The organism is Paenibacillus endophyticus, assembly GCF_014192395.1.
Taxonomy (GTDB): Bacteria; Bacillota; Bacilli; order Paenibacillales; family Paenibacillaceae; genus Pristimantibacillus; species Pristimantibacillus endophyticus.
The window spans coordinates 1-22,821 of record NZ_JACHXW010000032.1; the positions used below are offsets into that span (position 1 = coordinate 1).

Annotated in this window: 28 protein-coding genes and 1 riboswitch; of the genes, 26 read left to right on the top strand and 2 right to left on the bottom strand. The window is 46.2% G+C overall.

Going from position 1 to position 22,821, the window contains the following annotated elements; genetic code table 11:
• Positions 1-171: 171 nt before the first annotated feature.
• Positions 172-702, bottom strand: a complete 531-nt coding sequence (locus FHS16_RS30010) for a transposase (protein WP_183571195.1) — start codon at positions 700-702, stop codon at positions 172-174.
• A gap of 234 nt (positions 703-936) precedes the next feature.
• Between FHS16_RS30010 and FHS16_RS30015 the strand changes: the two genes are divergently transcribed.
• The 10 genes from FHS16_RS30015 to rsmI all read left to right on the top strand — a co-directional run bounded on the left by FHS16_RS30015 (position 937) and on the right by rsmI (position 8,404).
• Positions 937-1,128, top strand: coding sequence for a sigma factor G inhibitor Gin (locus tag FHS16_RS30015; RefSeq protein ID WP_183571197.1), 192 nt, complete (start codon positions 937-939; stop codon positions 1,126-1,128).
• Between the two features lie 102 nt (positions 1,129-1,230).
• Positions 1,231-2,733, top strand: a complete 1,503-nt coding sequence (locus FHS16_RS30020; RefSeq protein WP_183571199.1) for an aminotransferase class I/II-fold pyridoxal phosphate-dependent enzyme — start codon at positions 1,231-1,233, stop codon at positions 2,731-2,733.
• Positions 2,734-2,848: 115 nt separating this feature from the next.
• Positions 2,849-3,505: a dTMP kinase gene (gene tmk, locus FHS16_RS30025; protein ID WP_183571201.1), complete on the top strand. Its 657-nt coding sequence runs from the start codon at positions 2,849-2,851 to the stop codon at positions 3,503-3,505.
• A 124-nt stretch (positions 3,506-3,629) separates the two neighbouring features.
• Positions 3,630-3,959 (top strand): cyclic di-AMP receptor DarA, encoded by a 330-nt coding sequence (gene darA, locus FHS16_RS30030; protein ID WP_137186827.1) that lies wholly within the window; start codon positions 3,630-3,632, stop codon positions 3,957-3,959.
• Positions 3,960-3,975: 16 nt separating this feature from the next.
• Positions 3,976-4,419, top strand: a complete 444-nt coding sequence (locus tag FHS16_RS30035; protein ID WP_183571203.1) for a YaaR family protein — start codon at positions 3,976-3,978, stop codon at positions 4,417-4,419.
• A 33-nt stretch (positions 4,420-4,452) separates the two neighbouring features.
• Positions 4,453-5,430, top strand: a complete 978-nt coding sequence (holB, locus tag FHS16_RS30040) for a DNA polymerase III subunit delta' (RefSeq protein ID WP_183571205.1) — start codon at positions 4,453-4,455, stop codon at positions 5,428-5,430.
• A 3-nt stretch (positions 5,431-5,433) separates the two neighbouring features.
• On the top strand, positions 5,434-6,237 hold the full coding sequence (locus tag FHS16_RS30045) for a PSP1 domain-containing protein (RefSeq protein ID WP_053373398.1): 804 nt from the start codon (positions 5,434-5,436) through the stop codon (positions 6,235-6,237).
• 62 nt (positions 6,238-6,299) lie between these two features.
• A complete protein-coding gene (locus FHS16_RS30050) occupies positions 6,300-6,701 on the top strand; it encodes an initiation-control protein YabA (protein WP_183571207.1) in 402 nt (133 codons plus the stop codon).
• Positions 6,702-6,854: 153 nt separating this feature from the next.
• Entirely contained in the window at positions 6,855-7,523 is a 669-nt protein-coding gene (locus tag FHS16_RS30055) for a tRNA1(Val) (adenine(37)-N6)-methyltransferase (protein ID WP_183571321.1), read from the top strand.
• A complete protein-coding gene (gene rsmI / locus FHS16_RS30060; protein WP_183571209.1) occupies positions 7,520-8,404 on the top strand; it encodes a 16S rRNA (cytidine(1402)-2'-O)-methyltransferase in 885 nt (294 codons plus the stop codon). Before FHS16_RS30055 ends, rsmI begins: the two co-directional genes overlap by 4 nt.
• Before the next feature lie 127 nt (positions 8,405-8,531).
• Here rsmI and FHS16_RS30065 read toward each other — a convergent pair whose 3' ends face one another.
• Positions 8,532-8,786 (bottom strand): AbrB/MazE/SpoVT family DNA-binding domain-containing protein, encoded by a 255-nt coding sequence (locus tag FHS16_RS30065; RefSeq protein WP_028609554.1) that lies wholly within the window; start codon positions 8,784-8,786, stop codon positions 8,532-8,534.
• Positions 8,787-9,057: 271 nt separating this feature from the next.
• Here FHS16_RS30065 and FHS16_RS30070 point away from each other — a divergent pair, with 271 nt between their 5' ends.
• The 16 genes from FHS16_RS30070 (at position 9,058) to fin (ending at position 22,795) form a co-directional block, all read left to right on the top strand.
• Positions 9,058-10,356, top strand: coding sequence for an HD domain-containing protein (locus FHS16_RS30070; protein ID WP_183571211.1), 1,299 nt, complete (start codon positions 9,058-9,060; stop codon positions 10,354-10,356).
• Positions 10,357-10,378: 22 nt separating this feature from the next.
• Entirely contained in the window at positions 10,379-11,146 is a 768-nt protein-coding gene (locus FHS16_RS30075; RefSeq protein WP_183571323.1) for a TatD family hydrolase, read from the top strand.
• A 184-nt stretch (positions 11,147-11,330) separates the two neighbouring features.
• A riboswitch (cyclic di-AMP (ydaO/yuaA leader) is annotated at positions 11,331-11,512 on the top strand.
• A 250-nt stretch (positions 11,513-11,762) separates the two neighbouring features.
• The gene (locus tag FHS16_RS30080) at positions 11,763-12,911 is read left to right on the top strand and encodes a resuscitation-promoting factor (protein WP_312891128.1); all 1,149 of its coding nucleotides are present in this window, start codon (positions 11,763-11,765) and stop codon (positions 12,909-12,911) included.
• A 125-nt stretch (positions 12,912-13,036) separates the two neighbouring features.
• Positions 13,037-13,594, top strand: a complete 558-nt coding sequence (gene rnmV / locus FHS16_RS30085; RefSeq protein ID WP_183571213.1) for a ribonuclease M5 — start codon at positions 13,037-13,039, stop codon at positions 13,592-13,594.
• Entirely contained in the window at positions 13,591-14,535 is a 945-nt protein-coding gene (gene rsmA / locus FHS16_RS30090; RefSeq protein ID WP_183571215.1) for a 16S rRNA (adenine(1518)-N(6)/adenine(1519)-N(6))-dimethyltransferase RsmA, read from the top strand. Before rnmV ends, rsmA begins: the two co-directional genes overlap by 4 nt.
• Positions 14,536-14,591: 56 nt before the next feature.
• Complete coding sequence (yabG, locus tag FHS16_RS30095; protein WP_183571217.1) at positions 14,592-15,476, top strand: sporulation peptidase YabG; 885 nt, start codon at positions 14,592-14,594, stop codon at positions 15,474-15,476.
• Between the two features lie 264 nt (positions 15,477-15,740).
• Positions 15,741-16,016: a biofilm formation stimulator Veg gene (gene veg, locus FHS16_RS30100; RefSeq protein WP_053373389.1), complete on the top strand. Its 276-nt coding sequence runs from the start codon at positions 15,741-15,743 to the stop codon at positions 16,014-16,016.
• Between the two features lie 196 nt (positions 16,017-16,212).
• Positions 16,213-16,398: a small, acid-soluble spore protein, alpha/beta type gene (locus FHS16_RS30105; RefSeq protein WP_183571220.1), complete on the top strand. Its 186-nt coding sequence runs from the start codon at positions 16,213-16,215 to the stop codon at positions 16,396-16,398.
• A 137-nt stretch (positions 16,399-16,535) separates the two neighbouring features.
• Entirely contained in the window at positions 16,536-17,390 is an 855-nt protein-coding gene (gene ispE, locus FHS16_RS30110) for a 4-(cytidine 5'-diphospho)-2-C-methyl-D-erythritol kinase (protein WP_183571222.1), read from the top strand.
• A gap of 82 nt (positions 17,391-17,472) precedes the next feature.
• A complete protein-coding gene (purR, locus tag FHS16_RS30115) occupies positions 17,473-18,300 on the top strand; it encodes a pur operon repressor (protein ID WP_183571224.1) in 828 nt (275 codons plus the stop codon).
• A 52-nt stretch (positions 18,301-18,352) separates the two neighbouring features.
• A complete protein-coding gene (locus FHS16_RS30120) occupies positions 18,353-18,751 on the top strand; it encodes a RidA family protein (RefSeq protein ID WP_312891129.1) in 399 nt (132 codons plus the stop codon).
• Between the two features lie 130 nt (positions 18,752-18,881).
• Positions 18,882-19,169, top strand: coding sequence for a septation regulator SpoVG (gene spoVG / locus FHS16_RS30125; protein ID WP_183571227.1), 288 nt, complete (start codon positions 18,882-18,884; stop codon positions 19,167-19,169).
• Positions 19,170-19,427: 258 nt separating this feature from the next.
• Positions 19,428-20,825, top strand: a complete 1,398-nt coding sequence (gene glmU / locus FHS16_RS30130) for a bifunctional UDP-N-acetylglucosamine diphosphorylase/glucosamine-1-phosphate N-acetyltransferase GlmU (protein WP_281379236.1) — start codon at positions 19,428-19,430, stop codon at positions 20,823-20,825.
• 281 nt (positions 20,826-21,106) lie between these two features.
• Positions 21,107-21,757: a 50S ribosomal protein L25 gene (locus tag FHS16_RS30135; RefSeq protein WP_183571229.1), complete on the top strand. Its 651-nt coding sequence runs from the start codon at positions 21,107-21,109 to the stop codon at positions 21,755-21,757.
• A gap of 183 nt (positions 21,758-21,940) precedes the next feature.
• Complete coding sequence (gene pth, locus FHS16_RS30140) at positions 21,941-22,501, top strand: aminoacyl-tRNA hydrolase (protein WP_183571231.1); 561 nt, start codon at positions 21,941-21,943, stop codon at positions 22,499-22,501.
• Positions 22,502-22,564: 63 nt separating this feature from the next.
• Positions 22,565-22,795, top strand: coding sequence for an anti-sigma-F factor Fin (gene fin / locus FHS16_RS30145; RefSeq protein WP_183571233.1), 231 nt, complete (start codon positions 22,565-22,567; stop codon positions 22,793-22,795).
• Positions 22,796-22,821: the final 26 nt, after the last annotated feature.

Genomic DNA, 22,821 nt, shown 5'->3' on the forward strand with positions numbered 1-22,821 from the left:
CTCCAGCGCCAATGGTACTTAGACCGCAGGGTCTTGGGAGAGTAGGACGTCGCCAAGCACGAGAGACCTATCGCATGTGATGCGATAGGTTTTTTGTTTGTTCTGATATTAAATACGTCATAAAACCAAGAGGCCTTAGAACGCTCTACGTGAGCATCTAAGGCCTGTCTACTAACGGCGGTAATAGGAGGCTTCTTTAGATTCAAGCCGGAGCACGCCATCATTCTGTTCTTTACGAAATGAAAAGGATAGAAGCAAACGCGGAATGAGCAGCCATAGATGCCAGCTTACGATGCTTATCATCAATGATTCCTTAACCCAAGGATAAAGAAGTGCTACAGTACATAAGCCAATCCAGAACATATGACGATGCACACGGCGAAATAAAAGCAGTTTAATGTCATTGGCAGGCTTGAATCCGATCCATGGAGGCGCAATTCTCCAAATCCATTTGCGGTCGGCAGCTTCGTCTACTCCAATAAAAGTAACAAGAATAATGGCGATATGTATAATTTGTACGACCGCAAATCCGAATAACCAGGAGAATAATCCGTCCATTTGATACATAAGCACTTGGAATGCAAGGAATATCGCTGCTATAAGTATGTGGCTCTGGATGAGCTCAGTACGAATAATCGTTCGTTTTACAAGTTGGTATTGGTAAATGGTAGCGTTTTTTTGCTCAGATAATTTTTGATGCATAGCTAGGCGTCCTTTCTTTATCAACCTGACAAGCGACTCTCGTTAACTATATCGGTATTTATTGGCTAACTATCCATAGCTTTGGCGAAACAATTTTCTTGAAACAGTAACCATTTGCCCAGATGGGGCATACGATATATAAATATTTGAAATGCACTATGAAACAAGTATAAAAAGATAGACTATGTGTCATAATAGTAGCTATATAGGAACAAGCAGAAAGCGGGGATTGTTATGGACGATAATCGCGAGTATCAATGCAATATTTGCAGCGAAACGAAAGAAGAAGGTCAAGGTATCCGAATTGTGACTGGCTTCATATGCGAAAGCTGTGAAACGGAAATGGTCAAAACGGATGTTAAGGATGCCAAGTATCCATTTTTTATCCATCAGATGAAACAGATATTTTTAGGTAAAAATGCATGAGCGGTTTCTGATTACAGAAGCTGCTCTTTTTTTGTATGAGGTTAAGGTACAATGGAGTAAACCATTATTATGCATGCATATTGAAGGGATTGTCATTATATAATGAAGCCATTTATAGCACCTGTATTCGAAGCTTTGCTCCAGCATGCCAAATCAGCAGTTACGGGGTTCCACGTGCCAGGCCATCATGGCGGGAAAGCGCTCAACCAGCCTGGATGGACCGATTCAACAGATGCAAAGGTAATTGAATATTTTTACAAAATAATGGAAATTGATGTGACAGAACTTTCGTCAACAGATGATTTGCACCATCCGGAGGCTTGCATTAAAGAAGCTCAGCAGTTAGCGGCCCTTACTTTTGGCTCAGATGATTCTTATTTTTTGGTAGGCGGCAGCACATCAGGCAATATTGCTTTGCTGCTTACGGTCTGCGAACCGAATGACCTAGTGATCGTACAGCGCAACGTACATAAGTCTGTGCTTAATGGCTTGCGCTTAGCAGGAGCTCGTGCTGTGTTTCTATTGCCCGAGCTGGAATCACATTCCGGATTAGCGACCATACCTTCTGTTCAGGATGTGAAAGCAGCGCTTGCTAAATACCCGGAGGCGAAAGCAGTCTTTTTGTCCAATCCTAATTATTATGGCATGAAAGTTAATCTTGCTCCGTATGCAGAGGCTATCCACCATTATCATATACCGTTATTAGTTGATGAAGCTCATGGCGCTCATTTTGGCATGCACAGCGCCTTCCCGCGTTCTGCGTTATCAGAGGGGGCAGATGCAGTCGTGCAGTCAGCTCATAAGACGCTGCCAACGTTGACTATGGGGGCTCTGCTTCATGTTCAAGGCGACCGAATCGCGAGAAGCGTGTTAAGCGAGTCATTAGCGATGATTCAAAGCTCGAGCCCTTCATTTCCGATTATTGCGTCTATCGATATTTCCCGAGCAATGATCGATGCGTTAGGTCCGTCTATGTTCGAACAAAGCTTAAACGCGGCAGAAGCCTTCCGTTCGTGGCTAATCAGACAAGATACCGACATTTGTGAAATGACTATAGAAAGTGGAACAATGCTTGAACTAAGCAAGGATCCGTTGAGAGTCGTGCTTTTTGATAAAACAGGCAGGCAGACGGGCTTCGAGCTGCAGCACATGCTGGAGACGCATGGTTGTTATATTGAAATGGCTGACCCCCGATATGCTGTACTGGTTTTTGGAATTCAAACTTCATTGCATGATATACAGAAGCTTCAATATGCAATTACACAGCTGGATGACAGAAGATCGAAGAAACAGGAAAGCATTAAGGAACTACGATATGAACGTGGCTTCTTTAGTCCTGATGAGAACCGGATTTCGGAGCCTGTTTCGTTTGCGAGAGCCAGGTTTAAGAATGAAGCAACAGAACGCATACATTTGGAGGATTCCGTGCACCATATTTCGGCCGAGCTGGTTGTACCGTATCCGCCAGGAATTGCCGTGCTCTATCCAGGCGAAAAGATTACGGCTGCAGCGATAACCCGAATTAAGGAGCTGTCGTTGGCAGGCGCTAAGTTCCAAGGCGCAAGCGATGGGCAAATGAAAACAATTGCGGTATACCGCGAATAGACAGATTGGACAGAAGCTTTTGAAAAATGAAGTATTTCTTCATTGTACAAGGCATACTGCTTTGTTAATATAGAAGAAAGTATAGTTAACATAAACGTTAGGAGAAGCCTTAGTTTTGAGAAAAGGTATTTTCATCACCATAGAAGGCGGCGAGGGAGCCGGCAAATCGACACTGATTGAACAGCTTTCGAATATAATGCTTCAAAGAGGAGTAGCGGTTATAACAACGCGAGAACCTGGCGGGATTCCAATTTCGGAGCAGATTCGAGGCGTTATTCTGGATCGCAGTCATACGGCAATGGATGCTAGGACAGAGGCGCTGCTTTATGCAGCAGCCCGTAGACAGCATTTGGTGGAGAAGGTCGCACCAGCGCTGGAGCAAGGACTAATGGTCATATGCGATCGGTTCGTAGATAGCAGCTTGGCTTATCAAGGGCATGCTCGCGGTCTAGGAATGGATGAAGTATGGTCAATTAATCAATTCGCGATACAGGAATTTATGCCTGATCTGACGATCTACATGGATATTTCTCCAGATATCGGTCTTAAGCGTATCGCCGATGCTTCCGAGCGGGAGATTAACCGATTGGATCTTGAGAAACATTCGTTTCATGAAAAGGTAAGAGAAGGCTATCTGCAGCTGTTGCAGCAAAATCCGGATCGAATGGTGTTAATTGATGCCGAACAACGTCCGGAAATGGTGTTTAATGACGTTTTAGAAGCAATCGACAGTCGATTTGCAGGATTTTATGCAACCGATGTCAAACTTTAAAGTATAGACTTTTTTATTGCACGCAGTAATCTCTTTGAGACCGTTCTCAAAGGGGCATGCGGTCGATGAGCATGAGTATGAACCATCAATAACCTATTCTAATAGTAGTCAAGGGGGAATGAAGATGAAATTAGTAATCGCGGTTATTCAAGATAAGGATAGCAATCGACTGTCAAACGCGCTTGTGCGCGAAGGATTCAGAGCGACAAAGCTTGCAAGTACTGGTGGGTTTCTAAGAGCGGGCAATACTACTTTTATGATCGGTATAGAGGACGAAAGAGTACATGAGGTGTTGCAGGTAATTAATGCGAATTGCAAGGTGCGGGACCAGCTGGTTACTCCTGTATCACCGATGGGCGGTTCAACCGATTCATATATTCCTTTCCCCGTCGAAGTTCAAGTTGGGGGCGCAGCAGTATTCGTCATACCAGTTGAACGATTCGAGCATTTCTGATTGGGCGTGACAAAAGATGAAAATTGATCAGGGTTTCAGGCCGTTAGGGCAAAACCGTACAAATAACGATGCGTCAAGCAAGCAGGTTCAGCCTAAAAATTTTGCGGACGTCATGGTACAGCAGGATGCTGATCGCACTGCAGAACAGCTGCAGCTGAAGCTGCAGGATATTCATAGGCAAGGCGAGCGGCTTAGCCGAATCATGACAGTGCGGGAATTAAAGCTATACCGTCAAATGATTAAGAAGTTTTTGGAGGATACGGTCAGGCGCGGTGTCGTGTTGAAAGAGGTCAAAGGCTTTGATCGCAGAGGTCGTATCAAGCGATACAAGCTTTTGGATGAGATTGATGCCACACTGATTGCCATGGCTGAGGACTTGCTCGACAGCGAACAAGGAAGAATTGACTTGCTTAATAAAATTGGCGAGATAAGGGGTTTGCTAATCAACTTGTTGTTTTGATTAGCCGGCCATAGGGAAAGGTAAGGAACGGCTATGAGCCTTGAACAAATTCCAGGGCAATGGAAAGCACAGCGAATTCTCTCGCATGCACTGCAAAGCGGAAAGGTTTCTCACGCTTATTTATTTAACGGACCTTCAGGCACTGGACGTATGGCAATGGCTCGTGAATTCGCGAAGGCGCTGTTCTGTACAGCAGGAGGCGCAGACTCATGCGGAGAGTGCTTAGAGTGCAGAAAGTTCGAACATGGGAATCAAACGGATTTAACGATTGTAACCCCTGACGGCCAATCGATCAAAATCGACCAAATTCGAGAACTTCAGCGTGATTTCTCCTATCGCAACAGTGGAACGAAGCGAAAGGTATATATGATTGAGCAGGCCGACAAGATGACGATGCAAGCGGCAAACAGCCTGCTTAAGTTTTTGGAGGAGCCCCTGTCACCGGTTGTTGCTATATTGATAACGGATAATGGACAAGCTGTTCTTCCAACGATTCGATCACGTACGCAGTGGGTTCCCTTTCTCCCAATGCCGCCTGAGAGCATGCTGCAGGTTCTGATAGCTGAGGGCGCACCATCCATTCTGGCTCGAACGGCAGTCCATTTAACGTCCGGACTGGATGGAGCGAGACAATTTCTCCAGCAGAATCAGTTTGCAGAAATTAGAACCCTAGTGATACAATTAGGCAAGGAGAGTTTGACCCGATTCACCGCGGCGATGATCACTGCTGGACAGCAGCTATTTAAAACGGATTTAGTGGAGCATACACAGCTGCTGCTGTCGTTATTAGTTATATGGTTTAAAGATTTGATACAATTCCAGGCCGGTAGGCAGGACAACATTGTTTTTATAGATCAGTTGGATTGGTTAAGCAAACATGCCTTCAATCGTTCATTCGCAGGTTGGGTGTCCTGCATCGAGCATACGTTAGAAGCGAGTAAGCGTATGCGCGCAAATGTTACGCCTCAGCTCGCATTTGAGCAACTATTGGTAAACTTACAGGAGGGCTAATTCTTGTATAATGTCATCGGTGTCCGTTTCAAGAAAGCGGGCAAGATCTATTACTTTGATCCGGTTGAGCATCCCGTGGATAAGGAGCAACATGTTATTGTTGAAACAGCACGCGGAATCGAATACGGTAAAGTGGTGGTGGGACAGAAGCAAGTCGGTGAATCGGATGTCGTTCTTCCTCTTAAGAAAGTGATACGTATTGCAAGCGATGTGGATGCGAAAGTCGTCGAGGAAAATCGCGCTGCAGCTAAAAATGCGTTTTCTACTTGTCTTGAAAAGATAAAAGGACATCAGCTGCGAATGAAGCTGGTTGATGTCGAATTTACGTTTGACCGCAACAAAATTATATTTTACTTTACGGCAGAAGGCAGAGTAGACTTCCGTGAGCTAGTTAAGGATCTTGCCAGCGTGTTTCGTACACGGATTGAGCTCAGACAAATCGGAGTTCGTGATGAGGCGAAAATGCTTGGCGGGATTGGCCCATGTGGACGTGTATTATGCTGCTCCTCTTGGCTGGGTGATTTCGAGCCCGTATCCATTAAGATGGCCAAGGATCAGAATTTATCGCTTAATCCGACAAAAATATCAGGATTATGCGGACGCCTCATGTGCTGCCTAAAATATGAGCATGACAATTACGAAAGCATCCGCGAGGAGCTTCCGGCAATTGGTAAATTCGTGGTCACCTCATATGGTGAGGGTAAAGTAACGGGCATTAACACATCCACCAAAAGCGTGTATGTGCAGTTATTTGATACACCAGGTAAACCGAAAGAACTGTCGATGGATGATGTCGTCATCAAATAAGCGGCAGAGTGCGATTCTCACGGGTGAGGTTACACTCACGCTTGAAGCTCTGGGGTGGGAACTTGGAGAAGAACAAGATTTTTGCGAAAATGGACGAGTTGGATAGCCAAGTAGGCGTGTTCCATAAGGAGCTTACCGATTTGAAGCAGAAGGTAAAAGAGCTGCTTGAGGATAATAAGCGTCTAAGTGAGGAGAACAACCAGCTGCGTCAGTTGTTTAAGAGAGAAGCAGAGCTGGAGCGCGAAGTGGTTAAAGCGCCAGCCAAAGGCAAGAAGCCTGGTGCAAATCAAGAGGTTCTTCTTCCACCTGATCATGCTTTCGCAGAAGCGAGTGTCGCGATCGGAGAAGGACATGACAATTTGACCCGGCTGTACCACGAAGGATTCCACATATGCAACGTATATTACGGGCATTTGCGGACGGAGGGAGACTGTTTATTCTGTCTTTCCTTTTTAAATAAATAATGGAATCCATATCGACATGCCGTCCTTGCCGCAAAGGGCGGTATTTTTATTCATATATAGCTATGCAATAATGAAAACAAACCAGGACGAGGAGCGGCTTACAACGTGTCGGAACAAATAACTTTAGCAGCAAATGAACGGCTTGATGATCTCATGACAGAATCAGGCCTGAAAATTATACAAAGCAGGGAAGTGTTCAGCTTCTCGCTTGACGCTGTATTGCTTTCTCGATTTGCAAGTATTCCGAAGCATGGTCGCATCGTTGACTTATGTACGGGAAATGGCGTTATTCCTATGCTACTGACGACAAGAACGAATGCAAAGATCGATGCGGTTGAAATTCAGCCAAGACTTGCCGATATGGCTAGAAGAAGCGTTGAGCTTAATCAGTTAACGGAGCAAATTACAGTGATTGAGCAGGATCTTAAATTATATCCTAAGCTAGCGGGAAATGGGATATATGATGCAGTTACCGTTAATCCGCCTTATATGCCGGTCACAGCAGGTGAACAGAATGAAAATGAGCATTACGCAATAGCTAGGCATGAGATTCATTGTACGCTTGAGGATGTAGCTGAGGCTTGCTCGCGGCTTGTCCGTCCAGGCGGTAAAGTCTCAATGGTGCATCGCCCGTCTAGGCTGTTGGATATCGTTGAAACGATGCGCAAATGGAGACTTGAGCCTAAGCGCATTCAATTTGTCCATCCACATGCAAATGCTGAGGCTAATATGGTGCTAATAGAAGCGATGCGTGATGGCAAGCCGGATATTAAGCTTCTTCCGCCTATTATGGTTTATGAGAATGGGGTGCAAATCGTTTGAATATACAAAAAAGCTTTGCTGACGCAGCAGCTTCCGGTGTAGGCAGCCTTTATCTCGTCGCTACACCAATAGGCAATCTAGAGGATATGACCTTTCGTGCGATTCGCACGCTTAAGGAGGTGCAGCTCATTGCAGCAGAGGATACGAGACAAACTCGTAAGCTGCTTACACATTTTGAAATACCGACGAGAATTGTAAGCTATCATGAGCATAACAAGCGGGCTAGCGGGCCTGAGCTGGTCAGATTGCTGCTAGAAGGACAATCGATTGCACTCGTTAGCGATGCGGGGTTACCGGCCATATCAGATCCAGGGGCAGACCTTGTGAAAGAAGCTATCGAGAATGACATTCCGGTGATTCCTATTCCTGGTGCAAATGCAGCATTGTCTGCCCTTATTATCTCGGGTTTGCCGACTGACCGTTTCTTGTTCGCAGGATTCCCTCCACGCGAGAAAAAATCATTAACCAAGTGGCTGCAAGAGATGCAAGGCCAAGCAGGGACGCTTCTATTCTATGAATCTCCGCATCGGATCAGTAAAACACTCGTTATTCTCGGCGAGGTTCTTGGAGATCGCCAAATCGCATGCATAAGAGAGTTAACGAAGCGCCACGAGGAAGCCATACGCGGAACGATATCGGAATGTATAGATTGGTTTGAGGAGCATCCGCCTCAAGGAGAATTCTGTGTAGTCGTAGAGGGAGCAGGAGGAATAGGCGCAAGTGAGCAGCCGGCCGCTGTGATTTGGTGGAAGGACCTAGACCTAGCGGCACATGTTGCCCACTACGAGGAACAATACGACCGTAAGGAAGCAATAAAAAGAGCAGCGCTTGATCGAGGTTTACCTAAACGCGACGTATATAATGAGGTAAACAGAGGATAATGAGTTAAAAACAGGAAATGTAGACAAAAAAAGACCTTCCTGGCCGGGTTCAAGCACAGGAAGGCATCAAGGAGTATAAAAAAGGTTAGAATTAACAAGTTGATAAGTACAGTATAACCTATTTTTTTTATTTTGTCACAGGTGTTGGCATCTCTGACAAACAAATATGACAAACTATTTTTCCTTTAAAATAGGAAACGTTTTCTGCGTTGCCGCAGAAGATACATGCAGGCTCATATTTCTTAAGCATAATACGCTCTCCGTCTACATAGATCTCAAGCGCATCTTTCTCACCTATACCTAGTGTACGACGAAGTTCGATCGGAATAACGACGCGTCCCAGTTCATCAACCTTACGAACAATACCAGTAGATTTCATCATAATCTATCATTGCCCCTCTCAAAATACGATTCGCCATCGTTCGACATAGTTTTTACTTTTAGTATTACTATAATACCAACGATTACCATAATAGTCAACTAAGAATATTGCTTATAAGTACCGTAGTAGTGAGTATTTGACTAGATACCAAGGTCATATTACTCTGTAATAGAATACAACAGCATCGACAATTTGGAAACTAAATTACGACACTATTCGACATGATATTCGGTTAATGTGTCGAAAATATGAACAAAGGAGATGAGAGACGATGAAGCAACCGCTGACAGAAGAGAAAGTTTTTAAGGATCCGGTCCACAATTATATCTATGTGCAGGACCAGACAATTTGGGACCTAATCAATACAAAGGAGTTCCAAAGATTGCGCAGAATACGGCAATTAGGAACGTCATATTTAACTTTTCATGGCGCGGAGCATAGTCGATTTTCGCATTCGCTCGGTGTCTATGAAATTACACGTAAAATCATATCGCAGTTTGAGCGCAATGGTTATCCGGACTGGCCAGCTGAGGAGAAACTGGTCTCATTATGCGCAGCTTTACTTCATGACGTCGGCCATGGCCCATTCTCCCACTCGCTAGAAGAGGTATTCGACACGGACCATGAACAGTGGACCTGCAAGATTATTCTGGAGGATACGGAGATCAATCGGGTACTGCGTTCCGTATCTGAACAATTCCCAGAGCAAGTGGCGGCTGTCATCCAAAAAACCTATCCCAAACCCATTGTCGTTAGTTTAATATCGAGTCAAATGGATGCGGATAGAATGGACTATTTGCTCAGAGATGCTTATTTTACCGGCGTTAACTATGGCACCTTCGATTTAGAGCGCATTTTGCGTGTATTACGACCCTATAAAGGGAAAATTGTAGTGAAAGAAAGCGGCATGCATGCTGTTGAGCATTATTTAATGTCGCGTTACCAAATGTACTGGCAGATTTATTTCCATCCTGTTACAAGAAGCTCAGAAATTATATTACGTCAAATATTTCGCAGAGCACAGGAGCTTTATGTGGGTGGGTATGTTTTTGATTGGATGCCGACACCAATTATGAGGCTTATTCAGAATACAATGACAGTTCAGGATTATTTGAAGCTGGACGAGGCACTGGTTCAAACGGCATTCACACAGTGGTCGGAAGAGTCTGATCTCATATTAAACGATCTATGCAGTCGATTTATGAACCGGCAATTATATAAGTACATAACCATAGATAACCCAGATGAAGCGTTATTAAATGAGATAAGTGATTGCTTCTCTTCTATAGGAATGAATCCCGAATACCATATGGAAATTGATTACCCTTTCGACTTGCCGTACGACGTTTATAGACCGGATAAGAAAGAAGGCGAAAAAAAAGAAAAAGCGCCGATTTTGTTGCTTGATGGCCAGGATGAAATAAGCGAAATATCTGCCAAATCCGACATCGTTCGCTCAATTACGGGGCTGCATCAAGGGCAGTATCATCTCTATTATCCGGAGGAGCCGCTCAAAAAAAATATACATTCCATTCCGGATTCATTAAAAAAAATATTTAAACTTGATTAAAGGAGTTAACACAAACATGACATTGTTATTTGACACACACACCCATTTGGATTCCTATAAATTTGACGAGGATCGTGACGAAGTGATTCAGCGTGCAAAGGATGCTGGGGTGCACATGCTCGTCAATATCGGCTTTAACCGCGAAACGATCCCAACGACGATGGCTCTTGCTGAGAAACATGATTTTATTTATGCAGCGGTAGGCTGGCATCCCGTAGACAGCATTGACATGCGGCCAGAAGATCTAGAATGGATTGAACGGCTTTGCTCCCATGAGAAGGTTGTTGCCATCGGTGAAATAGGGCTCGATTATCACTGGGATACCTCACCTAAGGATGTTCAGCAGCGTGTATTCAGGGAACAGATTCGACTAGCCCGCAAGGTTGGAAAGCCGATTGTCATTCACAACCGAGATGCTCACGAGGATGTCATTCGCATCCTTCAGGAGGAGAATGCATCCGAGATCGGAGGAGTCATGCACTGCTTCTCAGGGAGCTGGGAGACAGCTAAGCAATGCTTGGATATGAACTTCTATATTTCATTCGGGGGACCGGTTACATTCCAAAATGCAAGGGTGCCAAAAGAGGTGCTTAAACAGGTTCCGCTCGACCGGATTTTGATTGAAACCGATGCTCCTTACTTGTCGCCTCACCCCTTCAGAGGGAAGCGAAATGAGTCTGCATATGTACTGCGGGTAGCGGAGACGGCAGCAGAATTATTAGGCAAATCGGTAGAAGAAATAGCCTTAATTACGACCGAAAACGGTAAAAAATGTTTTGGTATTGTATAAAAACGAGAGAAATGGAGAGAATGAGAGACCTTTATCGCGTAAAAACTGATTTTTATAGCGAATATCGCTTAATTTTTCCGTCTTTATCCACCTTTTTCGCTTAAATCGTCTTTTATCGTATCTTTACAATTCACCTCGTATGAGGGTATGATTCATCTCAGAGCTTTAAAATTTTGTATTGGATTTCCAGTTTGCGCTTAATCTCCAAGTTGGAGAGCGGGGGAACCAGATGCGGGAAAGCGTTCCGTGTTTTGAATTCTTCAGGGGTGAATTTTGCAGCCATTGCCATGAGCATTGTTTTGCGAATAGGGCGACTCTCTTGTCCGAATCCGTCAGCTAACCTCGTAAGCGTTATAGAGAGTGATCAACCTCGTGCATCCATTTTCTGTATCCCAGTGTAATCAATTACTCGGGAAGCCACGAAACAGATCCTCTGTCGACGGCTTCTTTTTATTTTCGAATAATCGAGAATTTGTCGACATAGGGATAAAAGATGGGGGTGCCTGGATCGATATAGCAGTACTGGATTGCGTGCTTGCACGCCAATATACTATAGTCGCGTCAGTTGTATCATGCGTAACACTTGGCGGCGGGGCTATGAAGGAGGACCGATGAAGTGGGAATACTCCAGGTTAAGGACACCCATGGGAAACGATCATCCAGCATGTCTTTCGCATTGCGATGGAAGCGTGAAAACTTGCGTTTGATTCTTTTGAGTGCTATTATCTCAATCGCTATGACTTTCATGTTTTTGGTGTTGTTGTACGGAACGGCTGTCAAAAGCGTCTCCGTAGTAGTGAACGGACAAGAAACCATTGTAGAAACGAAGCAATGGGTCCTGCAACGCCTACTGGATGAACAAGCTATCGCAATTGGACCACATGATGAGGTGTCCATACCGCTTAATGCGGCTATAAAGGACGGAGATCGTATTGAGGTGACTCATGCGATACCGGTAATTGTGAAGGCTGATGGCAAGACCTCTACTGTGTACACGACAGAGAGAACAGTGCAGGCAGCGATCGAGGAATTACATATTCCAGTTCGTGATCAAGATAAAGTTCAGCCTCCGCTCCATACCGTTTTGGATAACGAGCTTACGGTAACCGTTGTTCGCGTCGACACGAAGGTGGCAGAGTCCGAGCGCTCCATGCCATTCTCGATCGTGAAGAAGGTGGACCCGACACTTGCTGCAGGCAAGGAAAAACTTGTGCAGACGGGTAAGGAAGGTCTCATCGTAGAGAGCATCGAGAAGCAGTATGAGGACGGAGTTTTAATTTCGAAGAAAATGGTCAGCAAGGTTGTTCAGACAGCTGCTGTTGATCAGGTCGTAGCCATTGGTACGAAGAAGGAAGAGCCTAAGGTGACGGTTCTGTCTAGCAAGAGCCCGAGCATTGCAACACTAGCCAAAGGCGGCGTTAATTTCAAGGCCAAAAGCGTCCTTAAAAATGTTACATTAACTGCTTATTCAGCAGGCGTGGCTTCGACAGGCAAAGAAAAGGGCCATCCTCAATATGGAATTACAGCTTCGGGAACCAAGGTCCAAGAGGGACGAACGATTGCCGTAGATCCCAAAATCATTCCAATCGGCTGGTGGGTATATATAGAAGGAATAGGTTTCCGTCGAGCTGAGGATAAGGGCAGTGCGATTAAAGGAAACAAAATTGACGTATACTTTGATAGTACAAAGGTCGCTAATAAGTTTGGCAGAAAGAAAGGCATAACCGTTTATGTCCTTGGGCCGAATAAGCCTACTGCAAGCTAGAGCAGCAGTGATACCATCAGCATATCGCCATTTATAATTAAATATGCCATCATAAGGAGAGGCACTGCCTCTTCTTTTTGCATGTTTCGGAGTAAATGGAGTTTATGTAGAAAGGAAATGGCTTGATGATTAAAGAGATCATTGTCGTAGAAGGCAAGTCTGATACCGTTGCAATCAAACGTGCGGTGGAGGCAGATACAATAGAAACCAATGGCTCGGCTATCGGTGAGGATGTCCTCAGAAGAATCGCGTTAGCGAACGAGCGCCGCGGCATCATCATTTTTACGGATCCAGACCATGCGGGCGAGCGTATTCGTAAGATCGTTGCGCGTCATGCGCCTGGCTGCAAGCATGCCTTTTTGCCGCAGGAGAAGGCCTTGTACAAGGGGGATATCGGAATCGAGAATGCAAGCCCGGAAGCAATCCGGACTGCACTCTCCGAGCTTCGTACAGAGTCGGTGGATGAAGCCGGGGAAGTGAGCTTTGAGGACTTAATGGAAGCGGGCTTAATTGTTCATCCAGATGCGTCTAATCGACGTTTGATCATTGGCAAGCTGCTGGGCATCGGTTATGCGAACGGCAAGCAGTTTTTTAAGCGCTGTACAAGCTTTCAAATAACGAAAACAGAGTTTATTGCCGCATATCGGAAAATGGAAGAACAATTGGAGGGGGAGATTCGATGAGCGGTCAAGAACAGAATGAAGCGGGCAGTAAAGCGGCGGTGAAACAAGCTGGGACTGAAGTGGCTACACCCAAACGGACGAAAGAGATTATCGCCAAATATGGTTTCTCTTTCAAGAAAAGCCTCGGTCAGAATTTTTTGATCGATCAAAATATTCTAAACAACATCGTCGCGGCTGCCGAGCTGGATGAAACAAAAGGAGCGCTTGAGATTGGCCCGGGTATTGGCGCGCTTACACAAAGGCTCGCACAAGCAGCTGGCAAGGTGACAGCCGTAGAGATTGACAATAGGCTTATCCCTATCCTGAAGGATGTACTTGCAGAAGAAGCCCATACAACAGTTATCCATGGCGACGTGCTTAAACTTGATTTGAAGCAGTTATTTGCGGAGCAGTTTGCAGATGTTTCCGGTGTGAGCGTCGTAGCGAACCTGCCTTATTATGTGACTACCCCAATTTTGATGAAGCTGCTTGAGGAGAAGCTGCCGCTTGAGCATATCGTCGTGATGATACAAAAGGAAGTAGCGGAGCGTATGGCTGCAAAGCCAGGGGGCAAGGAATACGGAAGTCTGAGCGTTGCAGTACAGTACTACTGCGTGCCTAAGGTTGTTTGTACGGTGCCGCATACGGTATTTATACCTCAGCCTAATGTCGATTCGGCTGTTATTAAGCTATCCCTGAGAGAGAAGCCGGCTGTCGATGTCCCTGATGAGGACCATTTTTTCCGCGTTGTGCAAGCGAGCTTCGCACAGCGCCGAAAGACGCTGGCTAATAATCTGACTGCGTTTGTCGGCAAAGAGCGCCGGGAAGCGTTGACTGAGATGCTTCTGAGTAATGATATTGACCCGATTAGACGGGGAGAGACACTGTCTCTTGTAGAATTTGCCCGCATTAGCCGCAGCATGCTTGAAGCGGGCTGGGGCACCCAAAGCGTTTCGTCATAAAAATACTCACCATTCGCACTGTCTGCCCATAGGATAGACGAAGAGGTGATTTACCCATGAAGCAAGGGGACCTGGTCGTCCGCAAATCGTATGGCGGTGACGTGCTGTTCAAGGTAGAGGCTGTTCGTACACATACCGCGGTTCTTAAGGGCACGGATTACCGATTGCTTGCGGATGCTCCGATTCCTGACCTGTCGGTCATACGAGATCCGGAAACGACAAGCGCGGTTCAAGAAGTGCGGATTAAAGTCAACGATTCCTTAAAACGGATGCACTCCGAGCGAGAGCGTCAAGCTATGGAGAATGAAGATCATATTCGGCATGCGATGCAGCAGAGCCAGCCATTTTTTGAAGTGCCTGGGAAGGTGCTTCATCTCGACGGCGACGGTAACTATTTGAAGAAGAGCATGCAATTGTACAATACGATGCATGTCCCTTCGCATGGACTTCACGTACATGAATCGCAAATGGCTGATGTGCTGTACCGACTGCTGCCGCAAATACAACCTGATATTGTCGTCATTACGGGTCATGACGGAGTTCTGAAAAATCGTGCTCAAATGGATCTGTACAGCTTAAGCAGCTACAAAAACTCGCAGCACTTCGTGAATGCCGTTCGTGTTGCGCGCGAATATGAGAAGAATCGTGATGGTTTAATCGTAATTGCCGGAGCTTGCCAGTCACATTTTGAGGCTTTGCTGCAGGTAGGCTCTAACTTTGCAAGCTCACCAGGCCGAATATTGATTCATGCGCTGGATCCGGTCTATATCGCGATTAAAGCCAGCTATACATCCATTAAAGACACGATTAATTTGTCTGATGTTATTCACGGTACGATAAGCGGTATCGATGGCGTAGGCGGCATCGAGACGATGGGACGATTCCGCGTAGGGTTGCCTAAGCCCAAAATAACAGCGTCCAACTCGGTCTTAAAACAGTAAATGGTTAGTTTCAGCCTTGGTAAAGATGGTCCATATCCTACGGGTGAGGGCGAAAAATAGCCGCTGAAAATGCGTAAATATACATATTGAAGTGTAACCAACTTCTTAATATGTATATTTTTTGCATATCTATGCATCATTTTTTAAAAATTGGGTGAAATCACCGTTGACAAGTAAATATTCCTACTGATATAATATTTTGCTTTGTTTGACAAGCCCTCTCTTTTTGGTTATAATGAACAAGGAAAGAGGTGGTAGTGGACAATGGCAAAAAATGCGCTATTGGATATTAAACGCAGCTTGGAAGCTCATGTTGGCTCCAAAATACGTCTTCGAGCGAACGGTGGCCGACGAAAGACCATCGAACGAACCGGTACGTTGGAAGAAACCTACCCTTCTGTTTTCATTGTTAAGCTGGATGAAGAACAACACGCGTTCAAGCGTGTCTCATACAGTTATGCGGACATACTGACTGAGTCGGTGGAAGTGACCGTATGCAATGATGAAGGTCAAGTCCGTATCGCACATTTGCAACAGTAGAATATATATCGCCTTGAGGCATGTTAGCGCAGAAAGCATCTGCGCTTTTTTTTTTTTCGTAAATAAGCATAGCTCCCGCAATAAAGCTGGTTGGCATTCCTTTGTATCGTTGTCCTTGAACGGAAGCATACTAGCTAGGCAATTGTGACAATGGCATAAAGAATTAGGTGACAATTCAGAAGCGGAGGTTTTGCGAATGGGTCGACGAAGACGCGGAGTAATGTCGGAGCAATTGAAATATGAGCTGGCCAAGGACTTGGGATTTTATGATACGGTTCAACAAGAAGGCTGGGGAGGCATTCGTTCGAAGGATGCCGGAAACATGGTTAAACGCGCGATACAGCTTGCAGAGCAGGCAGCTGCCAAGAGCAATCAGCCTTAGATTAATAGCGTATTACGGCATGAAAAAGCTAAGTGGAAGACGTCCGGATATAAACGGATTGTCATCTCTTAGCTTTTATTGCGTTCGTTTGATATAATGTTGCTTAAAGCTTATGGACGAACGGGTGAACTCATCGGATGAAAATTTATGAAAAAGCTCCAGCCAAAATTAATTTACTGCTCGACGTGCTCCGCAAGCGTGATGACGGGTACCATGAAGTCGAAATGATTATGACGATGGTGGACCTCGCTGACCGACTTGAAATGGAAGAGCTGCCTAGAGATACGATCATTATCTCTAGCCAAGTGGGCTACATACCGCTAGACGAGAAGAACCTGGCCTTTCAAGCGGCTAGGCTAATTAAAGAACGCTACGACGTGAAGCAAGGCGTTTATATCCATTTGGACAAAAAGATACCGGTCGCTGCAGGTCTTGCTGGAGGCAGCAGTGATGCTGCTGCTGCGCTGCGCGGGCTCAATCGGCTATGGAAGCTGCAAATCCCAGAGGACGAGCTATGCCGTTTAGGAGCGGAGCTCGGCTCTGACGTTCCTTTCTGCGTCACTGGCGGAACCGCAATAGCCCGCGGCCGCGGCGAGAAGCTCGAGCATATCGAGAATCCGCCGCAATGCTGGGTCGTGCTTGCAAAGCCGCCAATCAACGTATCCACAGCAGATGTGTATGGACGATTCCGTGCCAATGAGCTGAAGGAGCATCCATCCATACCCAATATGGTTCGTGCGCTTGAGCAGGGCTCCTTCACCGATATTTGCGAAGGACTCGGCAATGTGCTTGAGAATGTTACGCTAGGCCTCTATCCGGAGGTCATGCAGCTGAAGGAAAGCATGATTCGTCTCGGCGCTGACGGCGTCCTTATGTCGGGGAGCGGACCGACTGTATTCGGGCTCGTTTCGAAGGAAGCCAAACTTCCGCGCATTTATAATGGGCTTCGCGGCTTCTGCAAAGAAGTCTATGTGGTAAGAATGCTGACATAGGACTGACGTTCTTCTTGATTAAATCCGTATAAAAATGTTATATTGACAATATATTATTCGGATTTAGTGGGGGGAGATGTGTTTGAAGAAGTTGAAACGGAGCTCGCGGTTGGTAGAAATGACTCAATACCTGTTAAGTCGTCCCCACACGTTAATTTCACTGACAGCATTCGCTGATCGATATCAATCGGCAAAGTCTTCTATAAGCGAGGACCTGGCGATTATTAAAGAAGTGTTTGAGGAAGAAGGCATTGGTGAGCTTCATACCCATGCAGGGGCTGCGGGCGGAGTGAAGTATACGCCAAAAATGCAAGAAGCGACGGCTCTTACGATTATGACGAGCATATGCCGCCAGCTAGAGCAGCCTGAGAGGGTTCTTCCCGGCGGCTATTTGTATATAACGGATATGTTAGGCCAACCGGAGCTGCTTGCCGATGTCGGAAGGATGTTTGCCACCGCATTCGCAGACCGGAAAATCGATGTCATTATGACCGTAGAAACGAAAGGCATTCCTCTTGCTTATGCAACGGCTGCCTGTTTGAATATCCCGGTTGTCATCGTGCGTCGCGATAATAAGGTAACGGAAGGCTCAGCGGTAAGCATCAACTACGTGTCGGGCTCAACCAAGCGTATTCAGACCATGTCTCTGGCCAGACGCGCGCTGAAGGAACAGTCACGCGTTCTTATTATTGATGACTTCATGAAAGCGGGCGGGACGATCCAGGGCATGATGGATCTGCTGTTCGAATTCAAGGCTATCGTAGCGGGAGTCGGCGTATTTGTCGAGTCTGGCGAGGTAGAGCTGGAAGAGAGGCTGCTGGAGGACTATATCTCGCTCGCTAAGCTGACAGCTGTTGATATGAAGACCAAGCAGACGACAGTCATTCCAGGCAATTATTTTCAAGCATAACGACATGCAGCAGCATACTCATATCATCTCTTTATGGAAGGCTGGGACCTCAGTGACAACAAAACAACCATTGCAAGTTATTTCAACGGACAAAGCACCAGCGGCGATCGGACCGTACTCACAAGCAATTAAGCTCGGAGGGCTATTGTTTACTTCTGGACAAATACCGCTTGATGCATCGGGCGAGCTTGTTGAAGGCGGCATTGAAGAGCAGACTCATCAAGTATTCCGCAACTTGGAGTCCGTGCTTGCGGCTGCTGGTGCGAGCTTTCAAGATGTCGTAAAGGCGACTGTATTTATGAAGGATATGAACCAGTTTGCGACGGTAAACAGCATTTACGGCTCTTACTTTGGAGAGCATAAGCCAGCCCGGTCTACCGTTGAGGTAGCAAGACTGCCAAAGGATGTTTTTGTCGAAATAGAGGTCATTGCATCGACAATTGTCGAATGAAAACGAAAAAGATTCAATTTGAAAAAAATATTTTAAATAGAGCATGAATTTACCAAAAATGTAGAAGGAATTGGCACAAAAACGTGGAAGTATACACCAAGTCTCTGATAGACAAAGGTGGTGAACACAAGTGCAAATTACTGATGTCAGACTCCGCCGCGTAAATTCCGAAGGGCGTATGAAGGCAATCGCATCCATTACTATTGATAATGAATTCGTTGTTCACGATATTCGTGTCATCGATGGAAACAATGGTATGTTCGTTGCAATGCCAAGCAAACGTACTCCGGATGGAGAATTTCGGGATATCGCTCATCCGATCTCTTCAACAACTCGGGAGAAAATCCAGGCTGCTGTTCTCGCTGAATACGAGCGTGCCGCAGAATCAGAAGAAGTAGTCATTGAAGAAGGCGCTTAAACAAGTTTTTTCGAGGTTGGGGTTGATTGGAGAAGAGAGCCATGGCTCTCTTTTCTTTTTTTTGCAGTTTTCTGATAGAGTCGAGATACAGGGGCAGCTCTGTTAAGCTGAGGCCTAGACGTACGTAGGAATAGACGGCCCATTAGCGTTAACGCTTGGAAAACCAAGAACATCTTCGTATAATGGAATATATAATATAGCTAGTAAATGGCGAAATGCTGCAATGATTATCGATAGACGATCTAGGGGGTCTTTTAATTGAAGGTTATGGCGATTGTGCTTGCTGCTGGACAGGGCAAGCGAATGAAATCGAAGTTATATAAAGTGATGCATCCGGTATGCGGCAAGCCGATGGTCGGTCATGTGCTGGACGTAGTTAAAGAAGCGCAAGCAGAACGTGCAGTCGTAATCGTTGGACATGGTGCGGAAATGGTGAAGTCGTACTTGGGAGATCGCGCAGAATATGTGCTGCAAGAGCAGCAGCTAGGTACGGGCCATGCCGTGCGCCAAGCAGAAGCGCTGCTTGGCGATGAAGAGGGCACGACGATCGTTATTTGCGGCGATACTCCGCTTGTGAAAGCTGCAACAATTACAGCAATGCTTGAGCTCCATCAAACAAGCGGGGCAGCTGCAACCGTACTGACGGCAGCTTTTGCCGATCCAACCGGTTATGGACGCGTTATACGGGGCACTGACGGCACTGTGCAGCGGATCGTAGAGCAGAAGGATTGCTCTGCCGAGGAAGCAGACGTTAAGGAAATTAATACAGGAACCTATTGCTTTGATAACAAAAAGCTATTCGCGGCCCTCGCAAAGGTAACAAACAATAATGCGCAGGGCGAATATTATTTACCCGATGTGATCGGCATCTACCGCGAGGCAGGAGAATCGGTTCAAGGCTACTGCACGACTGACTTAGCCGAAGCGATTGGTGTAAACGACCGCGTTGCGCTTGCAGAGGCTGAGGGCTTTATGCGTGAGCGAATTAATCGCAATCATTTGCTAGGCGGCGTAACGTTGATTGATTCAACTTCAACCTATATAGAGGCTGATGTTCAAATCGGATCGGATACGGTGATTTACCCGGGTACCTTTCTGCGCGGTGCAACGGTTATTGGAGAAGATTGCGTGATCGGCCCGCAGGCGGACATTGCTGATAGTACGATAGGCAATGGCGTAGCCATCAAATATTCGGTAGTTGCAGACTCAATTGTTGGCGATAAGAGCGCAGTGGGTCCTTATGCCAATCTGCGTCCAGGCTCAAAGCTCGGCATAGGCTGCAAAATCGGCGATTTCGTCGAGCTTAAAAATGCGTCGCTTGATGACGGCAGCAAGGTATCCCATTTAAGCTATGTCGGCGATGCAAAAGTCGGCAAAGACGTAAATATTGGCTGCGGCGCGATTACGGTCAATTATGACGGCTACAATAAATTCGTAACCGAGATCGGCGACAATGCGTTCGTCGGAAGCAACGTCAACTTGATTGCTCCTGTGAAAATCGGTGATGGCGCATATGTCGTGGCTGGCTCAACAGTAACACATGACGTGCCAGCCGGAGACCTTGCTATCGCGCGCGAGCGTCAAGTCAACAAAGCGGGCTACGCGGATAAAATCCGTGGACGTGCCAAAGCGAAAAAAGATAAAGGCAAGCAATAATTAGGTTCTAAGCGACAACATGCAGGGAAGAATTCGTAATCGAATTCGTTCCTGCATGTTTTTTTAAAATATAGGAAAGTATATCATTTCGCCAACTTTCTCTATATTTCTACGCGAAACGTAAGCTTAACCGCCAGAGGACGGCTTCAGCCGTTTACGCTTGTGTGGTGAGGAGGAATTAAAAGTTTAATTTTTGGTGGGAGTGGGTAAGTTATAGGGAAATGATTTGCAATGCTTCGTTTAGTTCTTCTAAACAAAGCAAACTCTAGGAGGTAATTGATATGGCGATAGCTATGAAGGCGGATCAACGAACGGTCGCGACGAAAGGCGAGTTGCGCCAATTGCGGCTCCAAGGAAAAATACCTGGTGTGGTTTATGGAAAACAATTAGACCAAGCAGCGCAAGTAGCTGTGGATGGCAAAGAGCTGCAAGCGCTGCTGCGCAGCCAGCCTAATGCTGTGCTGGAGATTAATATTCCTTCACACGGCAAAACGTCTGTGATGATATCGGAAATCCAGCGGGATTCGTTAAGCCGTCAGGTGCTGCATGTGGATTTCCATCAAATAAATATGAATGAAAACGTCCGTGCCAATGTCCGCATACAAGCGGAAGGAGATTCGCAAGGGGTGCGTGAAGGCGGAATCCTCCAAATCATCCTCCATGAGCTTGAGGTACAGTGCTTGCCGGGCAGTATTCCTGATGCGGTAACTGTAGATATCTCGGCGCTAGAGGTTGGCGGAAGCTTGCTTGTAAGCGACTTGAGCCTGCCGAAAGGCGTAGAGGCGCTAGCTGATCCAGAGCAGGTTGTCGTGACTATACTGGCGCCGCAGAAGGAGCTTACCGAGGAAGAAGCAGAGAATGCTGCAGTGGAAGCTGCAGAGGCCGATGCCCGTTCCAAGGAAGAGCAGCTTGAAGGCGTCAAAAGCTTGTAGCGATATCTGCTTGGCAGGGTATAAATGCGCAGCGCAATCGGCGCCGTCCAGAATAAGGACGGCGTTGTTTGTTGTTTGCTTGAGAGGGTTAATCGAAATCATACTGCTTCCGCCGGATACCTCCACGTGTTTACGCTTGCAATAGATTGTGTTACATTTGTCCGTAAAGGAGTGGAGCAAGCAATGAGGTGGATTGCAGGACTAGGCAATCCCGGCGGCGCTTATCAAGGGACTAGGCATAATGTCGGATTTATGGTCATTGACGAGCTGGCAAAACGCTGGGGAATTAACGTAACGCAAAATAAATGCAGAGCATTAATCGGCGAGGGCAATGTGCAAGGCATGAAAGTCATCCTTATAAAGCCGATGACATATATGAATTTATCGGGTGAGTCCGTTCGTTCGTTCCTTGATTACTTCAAGGCGGATCTCGAAGACGGGGTCGTAGTATATGATGATTTGGATACTGAAATCGGCAAGCTGCGTCTCCGCTATCAAGGCAGTGCTGGGGGTCATAATGGAATCAAGTCTCTCATCCAGCATTTGGGCACGCAGACGTTTGATCGCGTTAGAATGGGCATTTCCCGGCCGCAGCCGGGAATGAATATTGCCGATTACGTGCTTTCGTCATTTCCGAAGAGTGAGCAAGAAAAGCTGTCTGCAATGATTTCAGACGCGTGCGATGCAATAGAATTCAGGCTGAAGGCACCATTCGAGGAAACAATGGCAAAGTTTAACCGTTAATCTGTTAAATTGCCATTAAGCGGGCATACTGAAGGGAATAACAAACCTTCAGGAGGCATACATATGGCTGTAAACTATATCTGTCGGCATTGCAGAACGTCAATCGGTTCCCTTAGCGGGTCGAATATTACCGAGCAGCAGCTCGGTTTCCATTTCTTGACCCCCGAAGAACGCAGCGATATAATAGCGTATGACCCAAATGGAGATGTAACGGTAAAGGTTGTTTGCGATTATTGCCGAGAGGCGATTGATGCGAACCCAGAGCTTCATTTGGTAACTAGTCCACTTCAATGACGGCAAGTAAATGTTGTGAGCCTTAG